The sequence below is a fragment of the Fodinibius sp. AD559 genome (genome assembly GCF_052712805.1).
The window spans coordinates 24983-41712 of record NZ_JBQPVW010000007.1; the positions used below are offsets into that span (position 1 = coordinate 24983).

General features: G+C 40.7%; 17 protein-coding genes. 8 read left to right on the top strand and 9 right to left on the bottom strand.

Features of this window, described 5'->3' with window-relative positions; genetic code table 11:
• The first annotated feature begins 28 nt into the window (after positions 1-28).
• Positions 29-418: a response regulator gene (locus ACQ4LT_RS12465; protein ID WP_445666389.1), complete on the top strand. Its 390-nt coding sequence runs from the start codon at positions 29-31 to the stop codon at positions 416-418.
• 145 nt (positions 419-563) lie between these two features.
• Positions 564-1037 (top strand): hypothetical protein, encoded by a 474-nt coding sequence (locus ACQ4LT_RS12470; protein WP_445666390.1) that lies wholly within the window; start codon positions 564-566, stop codon positions 1035-1037.
• Here ACQ4LT_RS12470 and ACQ4LT_RS12475 read toward each other — a convergent pair.
• The 4 genes from ACQ4LT_RS12475 to ACQ4LT_RS12490 form a co-directional block, all read right to left on the bottom strand.
• Entirely contained in the window at positions 1027-2523 is a 1497-nt protein-coding gene (locus tag ACQ4LT_RS12475; protein WP_445666391.1) for a PH domain-containing protein, read from the bottom strand. The genes ACQ4LT_RS12470 and ACQ4LT_RS12475 overlap by 11 nt on opposite strands.
• Positions 2516-3007: a PH domain-containing protein gene (locus tag ACQ4LT_RS12480; RefSeq protein ID WP_445666392.1), complete on the bottom strand. Its 492-nt coding sequence runs from the start codon at positions 3005-3007 to the stop codon at positions 2516-2518. Before ACQ4LT_RS12480 ends, ACQ4LT_RS12475 begins: the two co-directional genes overlap by 8 nt.
• A 90-nt stretch (positions 3008-3097) precedes the next feature.
• Positions 3098-3274 (bottom strand): histone H1, encoded by a 177-nt coding sequence (locus ACQ4LT_RS12485; RefSeq protein ID WP_445666393.1) that lies wholly within the window; start codon positions 3272-3274, stop codon positions 3098-3100.
• 137 nt (positions 3275-3411) lie between these two features.
• On the bottom strand, positions 3412-4695 hold the full coding sequence (locus ACQ4LT_RS12490) for an MFS transporter (protein ID WP_445666394.1): 1284 nt from the start codon (positions 4693-4695) through the stop codon (positions 3412-3414).
• Between the two features lie 102 nt (positions 4696-4797).
• On the opposite strand from ACQ4LT_RS12490, the gene ACQ4LT_RS12495 reads away from it, so the two are divergent.
• Together ACQ4LT_RS12495 and ACQ4LT_RS12500 are read left to right on the top strand one after the other, a co-directional pair.
• Entirely contained in the window at positions 4798-5370 is a 573-nt protein-coding gene (locus tag ACQ4LT_RS12495) for a hypothetical protein (RefSeq protein WP_445666395.1), read from the top strand.
• Positions 5371-5480: 110 nt separating this feature from the next.
• Entirely contained in the window at positions 5481-6614 is a 1134-nt protein-coding gene (locus tag ACQ4LT_RS12500; protein ID WP_445666396.1) for an adenylate/guanylate cyclase domain-containing protein, read from the top strand.
• Between the two features lie 22 nt (positions 6615-6636).
• Here ACQ4LT_RS12500 and ACQ4LT_RS12505 read toward each other — a convergent pair whose 3' ends face one another.
• Positions 6637-8112, bottom strand: a complete 1476-nt coding sequence (locus tag ACQ4LT_RS12505; RefSeq protein WP_445666397.1) for a sensor histidine kinase — start codon at positions 8110-8112, stop codon at positions 6637-6639.
• Positions 8113-8276: 164 nt separating this feature from the next.
• Between ACQ4LT_RS12505 and ACQ4LT_RS12510 the strand changes: the two genes are divergently transcribed.
• Positions 8277-9740, top strand: coding sequence for an SDR family oxidoreductase (locus ACQ4LT_RS12510; protein WP_445666398.1), 1464 nt, complete (start codon positions 8277-8279; stop codon positions 9738-9740).
• A gap of 90 nt (positions 9741-9830) precedes the next feature.
• Positions 9831-10631, top strand: a complete 801-nt coding sequence (locus ACQ4LT_RS12515; protein WP_445666399.1) for an alpha/beta fold hydrolase — start codon at positions 9831-9833, stop codon at positions 10629-10631.
• A 32-nt stretch (positions 10632-10663) separates the two neighbouring features.
• Here the strand turns inward: ACQ4LT_RS12515 and ACQ4LT_RS12520 are convergent, their stop codons facing one another.
• Positions 10664-11104, bottom strand: a complete 441-nt coding sequence (locus ACQ4LT_RS12520; RefSeq protein WP_445666400.1) for a 5' nucleotidase, NT5C type — start codon at positions 11102-11104, stop codon at positions 10664-10666.
• Positions 11105-11123: 19 nt separating this feature from the next.
• A complete protein-coding gene (locus ACQ4LT_RS12525) occupies positions 11124-12149 on the bottom strand; it encodes a zinc-binding dehydrogenase (RefSeq protein ID WP_445666401.1) in 1026 nt (341 codons plus the stop codon).
• Positions 12150-12319: 170 nt separating this feature from the next.
• Here ACQ4LT_RS12525 and ACQ4LT_RS12530 point away from each other — a divergent pair, with 170 nt between their 5' ends.
• Positions 12320-13516, top strand: a complete 1197-nt coding sequence (locus tag ACQ4LT_RS12530; RefSeq protein ID WP_445666402.1) for a CynX/NimT family MFS transporter — start codon at positions 12320-12322, stop codon at positions 13514-13516.
• 70 nt (positions 13517-13586) lie between these two features.
• Here the strand turns inward: ACQ4LT_RS12530 and ACQ4LT_RS12535 are convergent, their stop codons facing one another.
• Positions 13587-15152, bottom strand: coding sequence for a DEAD/DEAH box helicase (locus tag ACQ4LT_RS12535; RefSeq protein ID WP_445666403.1), 1566 nt, complete (start codon positions 15150-15152; stop codon positions 13587-13589).
• A 410-nt stretch (positions 15153-15562) separates the two neighbouring features.
• On the opposite strand from ACQ4LT_RS12535, the gene ACQ4LT_RS12540 reads away from it, so the two are divergent.
• A complete protein-coding gene (locus ACQ4LT_RS12540) occupies positions 15563-15946 on the top strand; it encodes a hypothetical protein (protein WP_445666404.1) in 384 nt (127 codons plus the stop codon).
• A 30-nt stretch (positions 15947-15976) separates the two neighbouring features.
• On the opposite strand, the gene ACQ4LT_RS12545 is transcribed toward ACQ4LT_RS12540, so the two are convergent.
• Positions 15977-16540 carry a DUF420 domain-containing protein gene (locus ACQ4LT_RS12545; RefSeq protein WP_445666405.1) on the bottom strand — a complete coding sequence of 188 codons (564 nt, stop codon included), beginning with the start codon at positions 16538-16540 and terminating at the stop codon, positions 15977-15979.
• Positions 16541-16730: the final 190 nt, after the last annotated feature.

Sequence of the window (16730 nt, forward strand, 5' to 3'; positions counted from 1 at the left end):
AAATAAGTTGGGATCAGGTGACGTAATAATGGGTGATTCAGTTACAGGTAAAAAGGTTCTTATCGTTGAAGATGACATGATCATTTCTATGGTGCTCGAGCGAATGATTAAAAAGCTCGGGCATGAAGTGGTTAAAAAAGTTATTGCCGGTCAAGATGCTATTGACTCTGCCTTTGAGCTTGAACCCGACCTTATCCTTATGGATATACAGCTTAAAGACGATATTGATGGCATTACGGCAATGCAGGAAATTCGTGAGAAATCAGATGTCCATGTTATTTATATTACCGGGAACTCTGACCAGTATAATCTTGAGCGAGCTAAAAAAACTGATTTTGTAGATTACCTGGTAAAGCCGATTCAAATGAGTCATCTTAAGAAATCTATCAGTAAAGCTTTTGCTGAACAGATTTCTTAAGAACAAAGACATTATTCCCCTCTTAAAAGGGTCTTCACTCTCCTTATTGCTATTTAACAAAAGAGTAATAACATTGTTATAGCAGAATAACAGTGTTACATTAAAATTCTTCGCAGCTATCACTTCTTAATAAACAGGAGGAGTTATGGAAGCTAACCTATTTATCGCTGCAATTTCAGGTTTTATTGGCGCTTTAATCTTAACCTCGCTTATATACCTGCTAAAACTATTTGGACAAGATCTCGATATTCCCTACCTCATCGGAACGCGATTCGTAGATATACAAAATAAAACGCAAGTATATATTGTCGGCATATTGTTGCATCTACTTATTGGGGCGGGATGGGGCGTATTATATGTAATATTACTCACCGCCATGGTGGTAACGCCCAATTGGCCAGCTGGTATTCTTTGGGGATTTGGTCACGGCATCTTTGTGGGTATCATGATCGGAATAGTCACTGATACTCATCCCTATATCGGGGAAGATAAGCCCATCAACAGTCCGGGTATTTTAGGTCGAAAATGGGGTGCGCTTATGCCCTACTGGATTTTAGGTCTCCATATCATTTTTGGAGTGTGCACGCTGTCGATTTATCACTGGTGGCTTACTGGATAGCATCATAATTACTAAAATCCTCATTTGATGGCTTGGGATCTTCCTCATCAAACATACTACTGTTACCACCTTCGCCATTGGATAGCCACACCCGATAATCCATTGCCTTAGAGATATCAATATCTCTAACCGTAAAAGCACGACCCTGATTACCACTGGCAACATGAACCGTAAGATTGGTTAGGTCTAATCTTTTTTGAAACGGATTCTGTTTAAGCTGGCACGACTGCATCCGGTATTTCTTAACCATAGCGGTTGTTTTGCTCAGTAATCGAAACGTGAGAATAAGAGTATCTTTACCTCTGGCTATTTCTGCATCTCGGTACTGCTGAAACCCTAACAGCAAGGCAGGTATCAACAGGAACCAACTATAAACACCATAGGGAATGCTCCCCCAAATAATCAAAATTACAGGAAGCGAGATCCAAAGCATTCGAAAGAGGTACCGGCGTAAACCCACCGATGGAACATTAGTATTTTCTGATATCTCGGTTTGATAATCGGGAATTACTTCGTTGATAAAGTTATAAATCTGCGGCTTTGCCAATAAAGGAAATAAGGTTGTAGAGTTCCCTTCTTTTTCTCCGTAACCGGCGCTTTCAATAACTAACGAAGCATATCCCAAAGGCTGACGTAACAGTTCTTCTTTAATTTGTACCGCCTGAATACGATTAAAAGGGATTGTCAGCTGCGTACGCTCAAATAGCCCGCGACTTATCAGCAATTCGTCCTCACGAACCTCTATCACAAAATCGTAATACTTGATAATTGTGCTCGCAAACGAAAACAGCCATGCTATTGCAATAACCGCAAAAATAGACATAGCAATCATAGAAGCGTTAGTACTCCGGGGAATAACCGTTTCTACAAAATGAATCATCTGCTCCTCAGAAATAAGCTGCTCAATCTGAGAAAAAGCCACACCAACCACCGAAAGGGCTACCCCAAATCGACCTGAAGTTGACGCTGCAATAAGTAGATCCTTGGTATCCAGTGCATACACTTTCCGATGAGCAACAGGTTCAGCTTGCTGTGCATCATCAGACTTTTCGGTCTTTTTTAGGAGTAACGCTTTTAGCTTTTCTGCTTTTGTCCGGGTGATCGCACTAATCTTTGCCTCTTTTGAACTACTGCCCGCTGTTTTTACTTCTACGGCCACCAGTCCAAACAATCGCTGAACCACTCCCGCAGAAATATCAATCACCTGAATGCGATCGGAAGTAAGATATAGCTTTTTGCGCACCAGCACTCCCTGTTCAATTCGAAGCTCCCCATCCTCAATGCTGAATTGAAACCGATACCATGAAATGACCCCCCAAATCAATAGAAATAAAAAAGTGCCAATAATCCAGTAGAGCGTAAAGTTAGCTTCCCTTCCGCCACTTCCTACGAAAATTAAAATAACGATGGTAATAAAGTTCGCCCTGATAATATCAAAGGCGTTAGCCAATGCTGCGGCAGGATGTTGTCGCTGTAGTTTAAACATCTTCTTCGGCTAAGCGGGCAAATTTAGAAATTTGATCGCGCACTTGGTCAGCAACTTCTTCATTCAGTGCCGGAATACGGTGTGTTGTCGCTGCCGTAGAAATAGTTACATCTGCTAAATTATAGGATCGAAGAATGGGACCCTGCCGAGTATCCACATGCTGTACTCTTTTAATGGGCACTAATGTACGGGTGATAATAAAAATGCCGCTTTGTAAATCAACCTCATGCTTATCGACCTCGTAAAACCAACGACGCCAGCGAACCTCAGGAATAAAAAATATACCAAACCCTGTTATAACTACAAGTATTGCTGTTATAGCTATAAGAGTCCACGTAGATAAAAAATCAGACTCCGGTGATAGCAGTTTATATCCCCAAAGAAAAAATAATCCGAAAACTAAAAATAAAATGAATATCGATAACGAAACTCGCCATGCCTTGATGGCATCGTGTGATAATTTACTTTTCGGTGATGAACGCATGAGATTAAACCTTCAAAAGATTACAGCGAAAAAAGCGTATATAAAAAAAGCCACTATTACATGGCTTTTCAAAGAAAGATAGGAAAAAAATTATTCGTTGTTCTTGATATCCTGAATTTCAAGACGGACTTCTTGAGCAAGCTTCTTCAATCCTTGCAATCCTTTACGTGCACGGGTTCCGGCTGCTTTGTTCCCTTTCTCGTAGAACTTTACCATATCATCCTCAAAACCCTCGATGATTTCTTTTATTTCGTCGAATCGGCTCATATTTGTTTCCTTTTAAGTTGGTTGTTTAATCAAATGGAGTGTCTCTCCACCTTGGATATTAACATCCATATCAAAATATGAGCTTAAGTTAGTATTTTCAGGATTAAAAACACGGCTTAATTTAAAAATTAAATGATTTACTCCTTAGGCCGCGCATCTTCGGCCTCGGGCACGAAATAAAGCACTGTAAATCCGATCACAAATAAAACGACAATTACACTCATTCCTATACGCTGACTATCAGCAATATAAGTGAGCCAGCCCACTAATAATGGACCTGCAAAAGAGGTTACCTTGCCTGAAAGCGACATTAATCCAAACATTTGGTTTTCTAAGTCGGGGGGTGATACCCGAGCCATATAGGTTCGACTGGCGGCCTGTACGGGTCCTACAAATATTCCCAACACCAACCCAAATACCCAGAACCAAATAAGCTCCGTGACAACTAAGACACCACTGGTTGTGACAATAAGTCCAATCAGTGAGAGCAGCATTGTTGTGCGACTACCCAGCTTATCATCCAGCCAGGCAAACAAGACCGCTCCCAGTCCGGCAGTCACGTTCAGTCCGATACCAAACATCAACACCTCGCGTTCGCTAAAATCAAAAGTTCCCGCTGCGTAAATCCCCCCAAATGCAAAAACAGTAGCCAGTGCATCAATAAAAATCATTCGGGCAATGAGAAAGCGAACGATATATTTGTACTTGCGTACGTTTGCTATGGATGTTTTAAGTTGCTGCCACCCAGACTTGGCGGCCTTTTTCAATGCAATACCTGTCCTTGGCCGATCATTGGTAAACCCAAATAGTGGAAGCGAAAACAGAGCATACCAAACCGCAACCATTAAAAAAGTGGCACGCACATGTTCAGCCATAGCTTTATCTAACCCAAAGGGCGGATTTTCCACATCCACAAACACAAAAAGCGCCACAACCAGACAGGCAAGTCCCCCAGCGTACCCAAGTCCCCACGCCCAACCCGACCAGCGCCCCATCCGCTCTTTCGAGGCTAAATCAGGCAGCATAGCATTATAAAAAATGATGGCAAACTCGGAGCCCACCGTTCCGATGAATACCAGCACTAATGCCAATATTACAAAATCTTGGGACGGCTCTACGAACCAAAGACCGGCAGTAGCCAAAATGCAAAGTAGTGAAAACCAGGCTATCCACGGTTTTCGGCGCCCCATCTGGTCAGCAATAGCTCCAACAAAAGGAGCAGAAATAGCAATTAAAACACCTGCAGCGCCAATAGTATTTCCCCACAATGTACTACCGAGTGTTTCGTCTTGAACCACCGACTGCATAAAATAAGTGGCAAAAACAAAGGTTTGTATAACAGTAAAAAAAGCACTGTTTGCCCAATCAAAAAGTGCCCATGAAAATAGGGAGCATGTTTGATCTTTTTTTTGTTGCGACATCTGAATAACTATGTTTCAAATTCTGCCATATTATGGATGGAATAGTTGGGAAAAGCAATTTGTTATTGTAAACTCAAAGATAAACGAAGAAACAATATATTTATGAAGCACAAAAGGCAAGATCTCATTTATATCTACGATACCGAACACCACAAAATTATTGTAATTGATGGTGAGACAGGAAATCAAATTAAAGAAGAGGATGATCAGGTTACATCGCTCCTCAAATATCTTCATGAAGAGGATAACCCTATTCTACTTCGAAGATTTGCTGTATGGTGTGCCCGGCAGATAAATGACGAACTAAAACCAATACAGAAGAAAATACTTGATCTTGCCGAAAAAGCTATACAGGAAGAAGCTGAAGAGAAAGAACTGCGCGAGCTCTACGAAGAAACTGAAGGAACTGCTATTGCCGCTGACACTACTGGAATGATGCAGGGAAATAAAAATGCCCCTGCCTATCTTGCCGCCCGCGAATGCATCAATCCCGACCCTTTGGAAGGGGCCGTACAGGCTGCCCGCTTTCACCGGCTTTGGGCCGAAATGGAGGACAAGGAAGATGACCTTAACGATGTGGCCCTAAAAGAAGTAAAAGCAGAAGCATCAAAATCGACCATCCAGAAAGTAGAGCAACAACAAACCAACTACTTGCTTGACTTGATGAATGAATAATCATCCATGCCCTTCAAAGCCTGTTAACAACCATATATCCCGAAAATTGGGAAAATAAGGCCCTTTACCTATATTAGCTGATACGTATATATTTATCATCCGCGAGCTATATGTATCAAAACAACGGAAACATATTATTTATTTCTAATGATCAGCAGGTCTTAAGCCGGTTTCGGCAGGCCTATGTTGAGTCGTATAATGTGTTTACGGCATCTACAATTCAGGAAGCTCACAGTACCCTTACTAATTATGATATTCATGTAGTAACCGTAGAACAGATGATGCCGGAAATGAGCGGTTTGCAATTCTGCGAAAGCATTTCTCATGAGTTTTCGGACTTGACCAATATTATTATAAGCAGATCCAAGGATACTAATTCTTTGGAACAGGCCTATAAAACGGGGCTTATTTTCAGGTTTATTTCTGAACCTTTCACAAATGTGGATCTGCAAATGGCCATTGACAACGCCTTACAAATTCACAAGGCCCATTTTGAGAATAAGAAACTATCGCAAAAAATATCCTCGTATGAAGAGGAGCAGCAAGATATTCTGGATCTATTTAAAAAGTATGTCCCTGGCGAAGTAGTATCTCAGACCTTAAAAACTAAAAAAGAAGATATAATGAAACCCGGAGAATCTCGGGTAGTTTCAGTCTTATTTGCAGATATGAGGGACTTTGCAAAAATGACCAGTGACCTGCCGCCTTCTGAGGTAGTTCAATTTTTAAATGACTACTGGGATGTACTTTCCATTGCTATTAAAGAAAATAAGGGATCTATCAATAAGTATATCGGGGATGGGTTATTAGCCGTTTTTGGTGCTCCGGTATCCCACCTTAATAACCATAAAAATGCCGTTTCTGCTGCACTTGATATGGTTGGCCTGCTCGATCGAATTAATATAAAATACAGTGAAAAAATGGGTACTGAAATAAGTATCGGTATTGGTATCAACAGTGGCGAGGTTATTGTCGGAAATGTTGGTACTGATGACTTCATGGAGTATACCGTTATTGGAAATACGGTTAATAAAGCTTCGCGGCTGGAAAAGATTAGCAAGAACAAACCTAATTCAATTATTATAAGTGAACGGACCCACGATCTCGTTAAAGACTCTTTCCAAACATCAGAGCTTAAGGAGAAAAAACTTTCCGAGAAAAATGAGACTATCAAATATTGTGAAGTACTCAGTCCAAAGCCCGGCAATGTTTTTCCTATGAACTCAAAGAGTAATATTCAGTAATACTTTTCCCCATCCTCTCTTTTTAATTCTTGGAAAAGGTAAACGTAAATTTAGATCCCACTTCTGTATTTTTGATATCTTTTTCCGCATTTAGCTGTGCTGCAAAAGTTTCAATAAGCAATGATCCTAAATTTCCTTCGCTGCCAAGATCAAAATCCTCAGGCAATCCCGGACCATTATCTGCGACACTTAGTTTGATGTTATCATTCTCTTTGAAAAGCCCTATCTCTAACACTCCTTTTTTATCCTTTTTAAATGCATGTTTAAACGCATTTACCACAAGCTCATTTATTAAGAGTCCACAGGGTATCACCCGATCAATATTCAGCTCTATCTCATCCAGTTCAAACTTTAAGTCAACCGCCTTTTTATATGCTGTAAAAGTGCCGTGAATTGCTTCAACCAACTCTTTGACATAAGTATCCAAAGCAATATCAGAAAGCGATTTGCTCTGGTATAACTTTTCATGGATCAAAGCCATTGACCGTATTCTCGTTTGACTATCCTGAAGTACATCTTTTGCCTCCTCACTATCTGTGCTATCCAACTGAAGCTCAATGAGCCCCGACACAATAGCCAGACTATTTTTTACTCGATGATGGATCTCTTGAAGCAAAATCTCTTTCTCCTTAAGTGATTCCTGAATTGTACTGGTCTTACTATCCACCCTTTTACGCAGCACCATAACCCAACCTACAACAAGTGCTGTAATGACCCCCAAGCCACCAATAATCAATAACATATAATATTTGGGAAAGTCCACATATTCCAGATCTTCGGGTGTTCGCAGAAAAAGTTTATAGGTTCGTACTTCCGGAAATTCGGGGTTATACTCTGAGATGATACCCCTTACTGATATCTTATCTCCCACGCTCAGAACATCAAAATTGAATTGACCGAACAAGTGATGAAAATTAGATACGTATACCATGATAGTGCCACCTGCTAAATCGCCTGATGATACCCTCAGATATTTTCCATTAAAGGTACTTCCTTTTTCAATAATACTACCTTCTCCTTCGACCAGCATTCCCAAATATTTAGATGGATTGGCTATGGCTTTATTTAGAGATTTTGGGGCAGGCACTTTTGAGGCGTTGCTAAACACTCGATAAGAATCCGCATTAACTTCTGCCAGACCATTATATCGCTGGATTTTCCCTTTTACTACCAAACTATCACCGGGCTGAAAAGGTGTATCAATTTGCATTGCAAAAATAGACATTCCGGCCGAATCATTTTGAATGGATGCCTGCAAATAATGCTCATGGAACAGCCCGGTACTAATATTAGCAATTCCCGTTATTGTTACTTCTTCCCCAAGATAATCAAGCTCATTATCGGCATTCGTATCCGTTCTTATTTTAGAGAATGACCAAAGTGAGTCATCCGATACTTGTCCAAAACAGTATTCTGCCGGAGATAAAGACAGTAATAAAAATAATACTACATATAGCACGACACCTGGAAATTGTTTTTGCCAACCTGATTTTTTCATCGCCGAATTTTGATAAAATTTTCCTAAAGCAGATAATAAATTATTTTATTCTACAAAAGTTGAACATCTAATAAAAATAAAACGGTAATAATATTTTTGCTCTATCGGACTTTTTTCATCCTTCCTGCTGTTACATTCTTCAACCTTAATTAACCACGATTATATTGGAAGAACATTTACGCTGCCTCGTTACTGGTGTAACCGGTTATATCGGTGGACGTCTTGTACCTGAATTGCTCAAAAAAGGATATCGCGTACGCGTACTGTCTCGAGATACAGATCGTCTGCAGGGGCGGCCCTGGATTAACGATGTCGAAGTAGTAGAAGCAGATGTACTACAACCTGATACATTGCCAACGGCCTTACAAGATGTTGATGTTGCTTATTACCTAATACATAGTATGAGCGGAAAAGGCAGTTCGGGGTTTCATGACCGGGATATACAAGCTGCCCGTAATTTTGGCAATGCCGCAGAACGACAAAATGTTGATCGAATTATATACTTAGGGGGACTTGGTGATCCTGATGACCAATTATCTGAACATTTGGCTTCACGACAAAAAACAGGCTCCATTTTAAGAGAATCAGGGGTTTCAGTAACGGAATTTCGCGCCGCCGTTGTCGTAGGCTCGGGCAGTAAATCATTCGAAATGGTCCGTTATCTTACAGAACGCGTTCCTATTATGATTTGTCCGTCTTGGGTATACAGCAAAGTGCAGCCTATTGCCATTCGCAATGTATTACAGTATTTGACATCAGCAATTGAAAAACCTGAAACAAAAAATGAGATCATTGAGATCGGTGGCAGCAGTGTGATCACCTATGCTGACATGATGAAAACTTATGCAACAGTAAATGGATTAAAGCGTATTTTAATTCCAGTGCCAGTCTTATCACCTACGCTTTCGTCTCACTGGGTACATTGGATGACGCCTATTCCTGCCTCATTGGCCCGGCCGTTAATTGAAGGGCTCAAAAATGATGTAATTGTACAAAGCGACAAAGCTCAAAAACTGTTCCCCGAAATAACTCCTCTCTCCTACAAAAAGGCTGTTGAACTTGCCATGGCCCGCATTGATACCGACGATGTAGAAACGACTTGGAATGACGCCCTCATCAGCAGCAAAGGGGATGAAGAACCTGTCATATTAAAAACAAGAGAGGGCCTAAATATTGAACGTCGAATTCGTACTATACACAGCTCTCAAGAACAGGTTTTCAAAACCTTTTCAAGTTTGGGAGGAGAAAAAGGCTGGCCGGTTTTTCAGTGGGCATGGAAACTGCGCGGTATTGCAGATAGGCTTATTGGAGGAGTAGGATTTCGGCGCGGTCGCCGAAATCCTACTGAACTGCGCGTGGGAGATGCGCTTGACTTTTGGCGCGTTGAAGCCATAAAACCGGGCGAATTACTGCGACTACGTGCAGAAATGAAGGTACCCGGGAAAGCATGGCTTGAATTTCAGGCTATCAAACAACAAGAAAAGACAACAAAATTAGTACAAACGGCTTATTTCGCTCCAAAAGGATTATTTGGGCTACTCTATTGGTATGGATTATATCCATTCCACTCGCTTATATTTTCCCAGATGATTGAAAAGCTGGCACAACAAGCAGAAAATAAAAAATGACCAGCGCCACGTCACGTAATTTCTATACTTAACTAATCATTTGAAACCTATTCATCTCTTTGTAGCTTTCGGGTCGAATAAGTAACAACTATGCTTTATTACAAGACATTTTATAAAAATGAAGATAGCGACTGGGTCGTGTTTGTCCACGGTGCGGGCGGAAGCTCCTCGATCTGGTTTAAACAACTACGTGCCTATAAAAAAGAGTTTAACGTGCTAATGGTGGATCTCCGGGGACACGGCAAGTCAAAGGGGATGCTCCAAAAATATTATGAGGAAGAATACTCTTTTAAGATGGCCAGCCAAGATATTATTAATGTGCTGGACGAGATCGGTATCAAAAAAGCACATTTTGTGGGTGTTTCATTAGGTACCATTATTATACGAACAATTGGCGAAATGCAACCCGAACGAGTACAATCACTGGTGATGAGCGGTGCAATTATGCGCCTTAATATACGATCTCGATTTTTAGTTTGGCTCGGACATCTATTCAAGAAAATGGTGCCCTTTATGTGGCTATATAAGCTTTTTGCATGGATCATTATGCCTCGGCAACGACACTCCGAATCCCGAAATCTTTTTATTCGGGAAGCCAAAAAACTCTATAAAAAAGAGTTTCTTAAATGGTTCAATATGACACACGAGGTAAATCCACTACTGAAGTACTTCAGGGAAAAAGAGTTAAAAATCCGCACGTTGTATATTATGGGCAGTGAAGATCACTTGTTTTTGCCACCGGTAAAAAACATAGTAAAAGAGCATACCAAATCCGTTTTAGAAGTGGTAGACAAATGCGGTCATGTGGTAAATGTGGAAAAGCCCGAGGTTTTCAATCGCGTATCGATCAACTTCCTCAAGTCTGAAAACCTTTCTACAAACCCTTCTTAATTACTCCAGAATGTAATCTCATCAACAAAAAACTATTTAAGTAAATAATCTAATACGGCATCCCAATCGGGAAATGGTTCTTCACCAAAATGAATATGTTCACCCTGAAAATATCCAGCCCCGTTAGCTGTACGATCATCAATAAGATAGTCGCCCCTATTAAGATGTTTATTATGGCTTAAAATAAGGCGTTTATGTGCCACTTGAGGCAAATGTTTTTTGACCCACAGCAATTTATCAATCCAAGCAGAGGGATTTTGCCACGGAGCTGTTGACAGAATATAGACATCGTATTGCTTACTCAGTTTATGAAAAGCCTCAATGGCTCCCTCAACAGGTGGAAGATCACGGAAAAATCCGGGCACTTCGTCAAGATCATTCTCATATTCCTGATAGGTTTCTTCAGAAAGCCGATCGATCCCACTTTCAAAATCGACCAGCACACTATCCATATCTACATAAACAATTTTCATAGGCCGATAGATCTAAATCTTAAGGTGTTAAAATAACTTTTCCGATATTTTTTCGCTCCTCTATATACTGATGAGCTTCGCCTACGTTATCAAAACTGAATGTCGCGTCTACATGAGGATTAACCCACCCGTCTTCTACTCCTTTTAGGATATCGTTCATCCAAATTTTTGCTTTTTCCGGCTCATGCCACAAGTGACCCAGGTTAACGCCAAATACACCCCTATTTTTTTCCAGTAACGATAAGGGATGAAAAAAAGGCATTTGCACAACCATTTTTAGCATACTCCACATGGCTCCAATACCACCAGTTGTTCCCTCGCTAGCTGATGAAATACCAAACATGCCCAAACGACCAGTAGCGCGCAGCGCCTTATAACTTCGTTTCCATTCCTTTCCTCCTAAAGGATCGGTGATAAGTTCAACCCCTTTTCCATCAGTCAGCTCCATCAGCTCTTCGTACCAATCCTTGTTGCGATAATCAATAGCGTAATCCAATCCGCGCTCGGTTAAAAATTTATGCTTCCGTTTGCTGGATGTGCCGTAAGTGGTTGCCCCAATATGTTTTGCAATATCCAGTGCGGCAATTCCAACGCCACCACCCACATTATGAATTAAAATAGATTCATAAGATCCCAACGATCCCATCACTTGAATTAAAATATGAGCTGTTAAATAATTAACTGGTAGTGCGGCTGCTTCCTTGAAAGATAACCGATCCGGTTTTTCGAATAATTGCGCTTCCCGAACGGCTACTTGTTCGGCCTGACCTTTAAATCTTGTAGTGGCAACCACTTCTTTATCCAGCCATTTATCGTCAACCTGATCACCAACAGAATCTACCACACCCGAAACTTCATATCCCATTACGCAAGGTTTCGACGGACCATCAGGATACTGCCCTTTTCGCGCTAAAATATCTGCAAAGTTTAAGCCCGATGCTTTTACGTTAATAATAATTTCATTAGAATCGGGCTCAAGATCAGGAACCTCCTGAACCTCCAACACTTCATATCCGCCAATCGATGTGTTTACAATTTGTCTCATAAATATTCTGTTTTTTTACCGTTCACTTCTGGGAATTTATACTGTACAAATCATTATTAATTAACTGTCAGATATCAGAAACAATATTACTCATGAATACTCATTTCAGTTTTGTATCTTTGGCTCGCTTTATTATAACGATATAAATTTTAGAATTCTGAACTTTACAGATGGCTGCATCTTCTCCATTTGAACAAAATTCTCGTCTCAAAAATATATTACTTATATCGGGCATCGTGCTTATTGCCCTAAATCTGCGCCCTGCACTGGCGGGCGTTGGACCATTGATTAGCACCATACGAGAAGCTACTGGGCTTTCTAATGCCATGCTGGGATTGCTTACCACCCTGCCCCTATTGGCATTTGGCGTGCTGTCAACATTAACACCACTGTTCACAAAACGCTTAGGTATCGAAGGTACCCTTGCTCTGGCAATGGCCTTACTTACCGGAGGTATCCTGCTTCGGGTTGTACCCGCTAATTGGGCTCTTTTTGCGGGTACATTATTATTGGGCATTGCAATCGCTTTTGGAAATGTACTTTTGCCCAGCCTTGTAAAACGCGACTTTCCCAACCATACCGGGATTATGACGAGCGTTTATTCAAGCATGCTGGGACTTGGAGCTGCCATTGCAGCGGGCGTTAGCGTACCACTGGCCCATGATTTAGGATGGGGCTGGCGATGGTCACTCGGTTCCTGGGCAGCACTCTCAATTCTCGCTTTCATTATTTGGCTTCCGCAGCTAAAGGATCTGACTGTTCCAAAACAGGAACGAAACTTTTTGACATCTATGAAAGCACTTGGAAATTCTCTTGTGGCCTGGCAGGTAGCATTATTTATGGGACTGCAATCTCTCGCATTTTATGTGGTTTTGGCATGGCTCCCAGAGATTCTGCAAGATCGCGGACTTTCGGCCAGCAATGCCGGATGGATGCTCTCTCTTTCTCAGGGAATGGGTGTGGTCGGTACCCTCTTAATTCCTATCTGGGCCGAAAAAATCAACGATCAACGAAAGTTAGTTTGGGCACTCATGATTGCCGAAGCTATTAGTTTAATAGGGTTAATGTTTCCCGATCCTTTCTTGGTTGTCCTCTGGGCATCAATAATTGGACTGACACTGGGTGGTAGCTTTGGATTAGCACTTTTATTTATTGTACTTCGATCATCCAATAGCGAAACAGCTACTGAACTTTCAGGGATGGCACAATCAATCGGCTATTTACTTGCCGCAATTGGCCCTACATTATTCGGAGCTATGCACGACTTCACCGGGGCATGGTTTATCCCGCTCCTATTTCTATTACTCATTGTAGGAGCTAAACTTATTTTTGGATTGGGGGCCGCTCGTCCACAAGAAGTAAAATAGCATCCATAAAAAAGTGGATACCCATCTCTGGATATCCACTATAATATTTTTTGCAAAATATGTACGGTTGTTACGCTACCTTAACGTGCACCTTTTTGCCTTTTACTCTGTTTCTATTCATTCCGTTGAGTACTTGGTTTACATATTGACCGGGGACATCAACAAAAGAATGCTTGGGAAAAATATCGATATTTCCGATCACTTTTCCCGGAATACCGGATTCGCCAGCTATCGCCCCAACTAAATCACCGGGATACACATTGTTCTTTTTACCCACGTTAAAGTGAACTTTGATCATTGCTTTATCATCATACTGACCAGCTTGAGCACTGTCATCAGAAGGTTCCTCTACTGAAGTATTCATTTTAAGCAGAGCAGCTGCAATTTCGATAGTTGTAAACCGATCATCAGTAAATCCTTCAAGTTGTTCGATATACGGACGCAGATCTCCTTTTTCAAGCACTTCTACGACTTCTTCCATGCGTCCGGCCATTTGTGATATTCGAACATCGGCTGTAGAGGGCATCTCAAGCGGGTTCAACTGATTTTTAATCTGCTTCTCAATAGTGTGCAGCTCCTTTCTTTTGCGACGTGTTGTAAACGTAATCGCCATTCCAGATCGCCCGGCACGTCCAGTTCGACCAATACGGTGTACATAATACTCCGGATCTTGTGGAATATCATAATTAAATACTACTTCGATATCATTAATATCCAATCCACGAGCGGCTACATCCGTCCCGACCAAAATATCTATCGCACCGGATCGGAATTTTGCCATCACGCGATCGCGCTGATTTTGATTTAAATCTCCGTTAATAAAATCCGAAGAATATCCCCTTGATTTAAGCTCCCGCGTTACCTGCTCGGTTTTTCGTTTGGTATTACAAAAGACAAGCGCCAATTTAAAATCATTGATATCCATAAATCGACAGATCGCTTCGGTGCGGACAGAGTCGCGCACTTCAACTACATACTGCTCAATATTAGGTGCCGTAACTTTTTTACGTTCAATTCTGATAGTCTCGGGATCGTTCATATAGCGATTCATAATCTTGCGAATCCCTTTCGACATCGTCGCAGAAAACATAATAGTCTGTACCGGCTGGTCAGAATAAGATAGAATCTGTTCCATATCATCCCGAAAACCCATATTGAGCATTTCATCAGCTTCGTCAAAAACGACACGCTTCAGATTGTTTAGTTTCATAGTGCCACGGCGCAAGTGATCGATTGTTCGTCCCGGCGTCCCAACTACAATATGAGCACCTCGCTTAAGGGCTTTTATCTGTCGTGATATGGACTGTCCTCCATAAATAGGAATAACATTCAATCCATTGAGGTGTTTGCCTATTTTAATAAGTTCTCCCGTCACCTGGATAGCCAGCTCACGTGTGGGACACATAATAATAGTCTGTACATTTGCAATATCGAGATCGGTTTTCTGTACGACCGGAATTCCGAATGCAGCCGTTTTTCCTGTACCTGTTTGAGCCTGCCCAACAACATCCTTCTCTTCCAAAAGCGATGGAATACACTGGACTTGTACGGGGGTTGGCTTTTCAAACCCCATCTGTTCAATGCCCTTAAGAATAGGATCGGAAATATTAAGTTCGTTAAAATCTAAATCTGTCATAAATAAAATTAATTGAGTATTAATAAATACCTGACGCCACAAAAACATACTTATAGTACCGGTCTTCTAAACCGCTATCCAAAAACCGTATATATTAGAGGCGCCGACAGACCAAAGAAAGGATTGTAAGAACCTGTTTAACGAGTAGGTGGGATATTAAGTAACACCAGCTGGCGGGAAGATACGCAATTATCTGCAGAACAACACTATTAATTATTCTTAGTTTGTTATCGCACGAAAGTGCATCACTATGATCTTTAATATTCTATAATACTCATCTTCAGCATCTTAAAATATGCCCTCATTGTATTAAAAAGCAGTTTTGGTAGTCAATTAAAATTCGCTAACTATTTTTTACACCAAATAAATGTTCTGTAATTATTATTAATAATTCTATTTAACATTCATTTATGGGACAACAGCAACTGCTTTTAGTTATATTAGTAACTATTCTCGTGGGCGTAGCAGCCGTCGTTGCTATTGATACGATGCAAGAATCTCGAAACAACGCAAATGAATCAGCTGTTCGTCAAGATATACTGATGGTAATCAATGATGCCCAAACCTATTACAAGAAACCGAAAATGATGAACGGCGGCGGAAGTTCATTTGATGGAATATCTGAGAAGCATATTTTGTCTATTGAACCTGAAAACGAAAATGGCAGTTACGAGATTTCCGGATCGGGAAACACCCTAACTATTAAGGGAACCGGCACCAACGAAAATGTCGAGATTACCGCAACAGCTACAATGACTTCTGACGGGTTGGAAGTCTCATGGTCTACTCCTTAGGCCTTAATACACTGTTGCAATTCTATATTCTTACGAATACGCTCGTAATATAAAGAAGATCGCCACTCCTGTTACCGAAACATACAGCCACACTGGCAGTGTAACTTTAGATACTTTACGGTGCAATTTTAACTTCCCGGAAAAAGCCAGATAAAAACTGGTTAGAATCATTGGCATGACAAGTGCTGATAAAATGATATGAGATATAAGAATAAAGAAGTATACGGGGCGAATAAATCCTTCTCCCGTAAACGGCGTACTGCCGTGAAAGTTATGATAGATTACATAACTGATCAGAAAAAAGGTTGAGGTTATAAAAGCAGTAAGCATAAATTTCATATGCTTACTAAAATTACGCTGACGTATCGCCCTATATCCAAATATCAGTAATACTGCACTCGCACTATTTAATAATGCATTCAGTGCAGGTAGACTTGTAATTAAATTTGAACTGTAGTCGCTCCCTCCCTTGTAATAAATCAGCCAGATCAAAAAGCCGAATGCCACACTACTTATTAATAGTATTACGCCAATGGCTTTGGAGAGACTAATATTTTTAAAAAGTTCAATGGTAACAGGTTTTTCAGAATCCATAGACTGGTATTAACGCACATAATTTTATGTAGATTGAAGATACATAATATTCAATTGTTCTACAGCTTCATCTCAGTTTAAATATCTGTCAAGTTTACAGATATAATTTTCGGAATTTCCTGAATTCAATTAGGCATTTTTGATAAATAGATTATATTTTAGCCACTTAATTTTCGGGCATGGAAAAGCA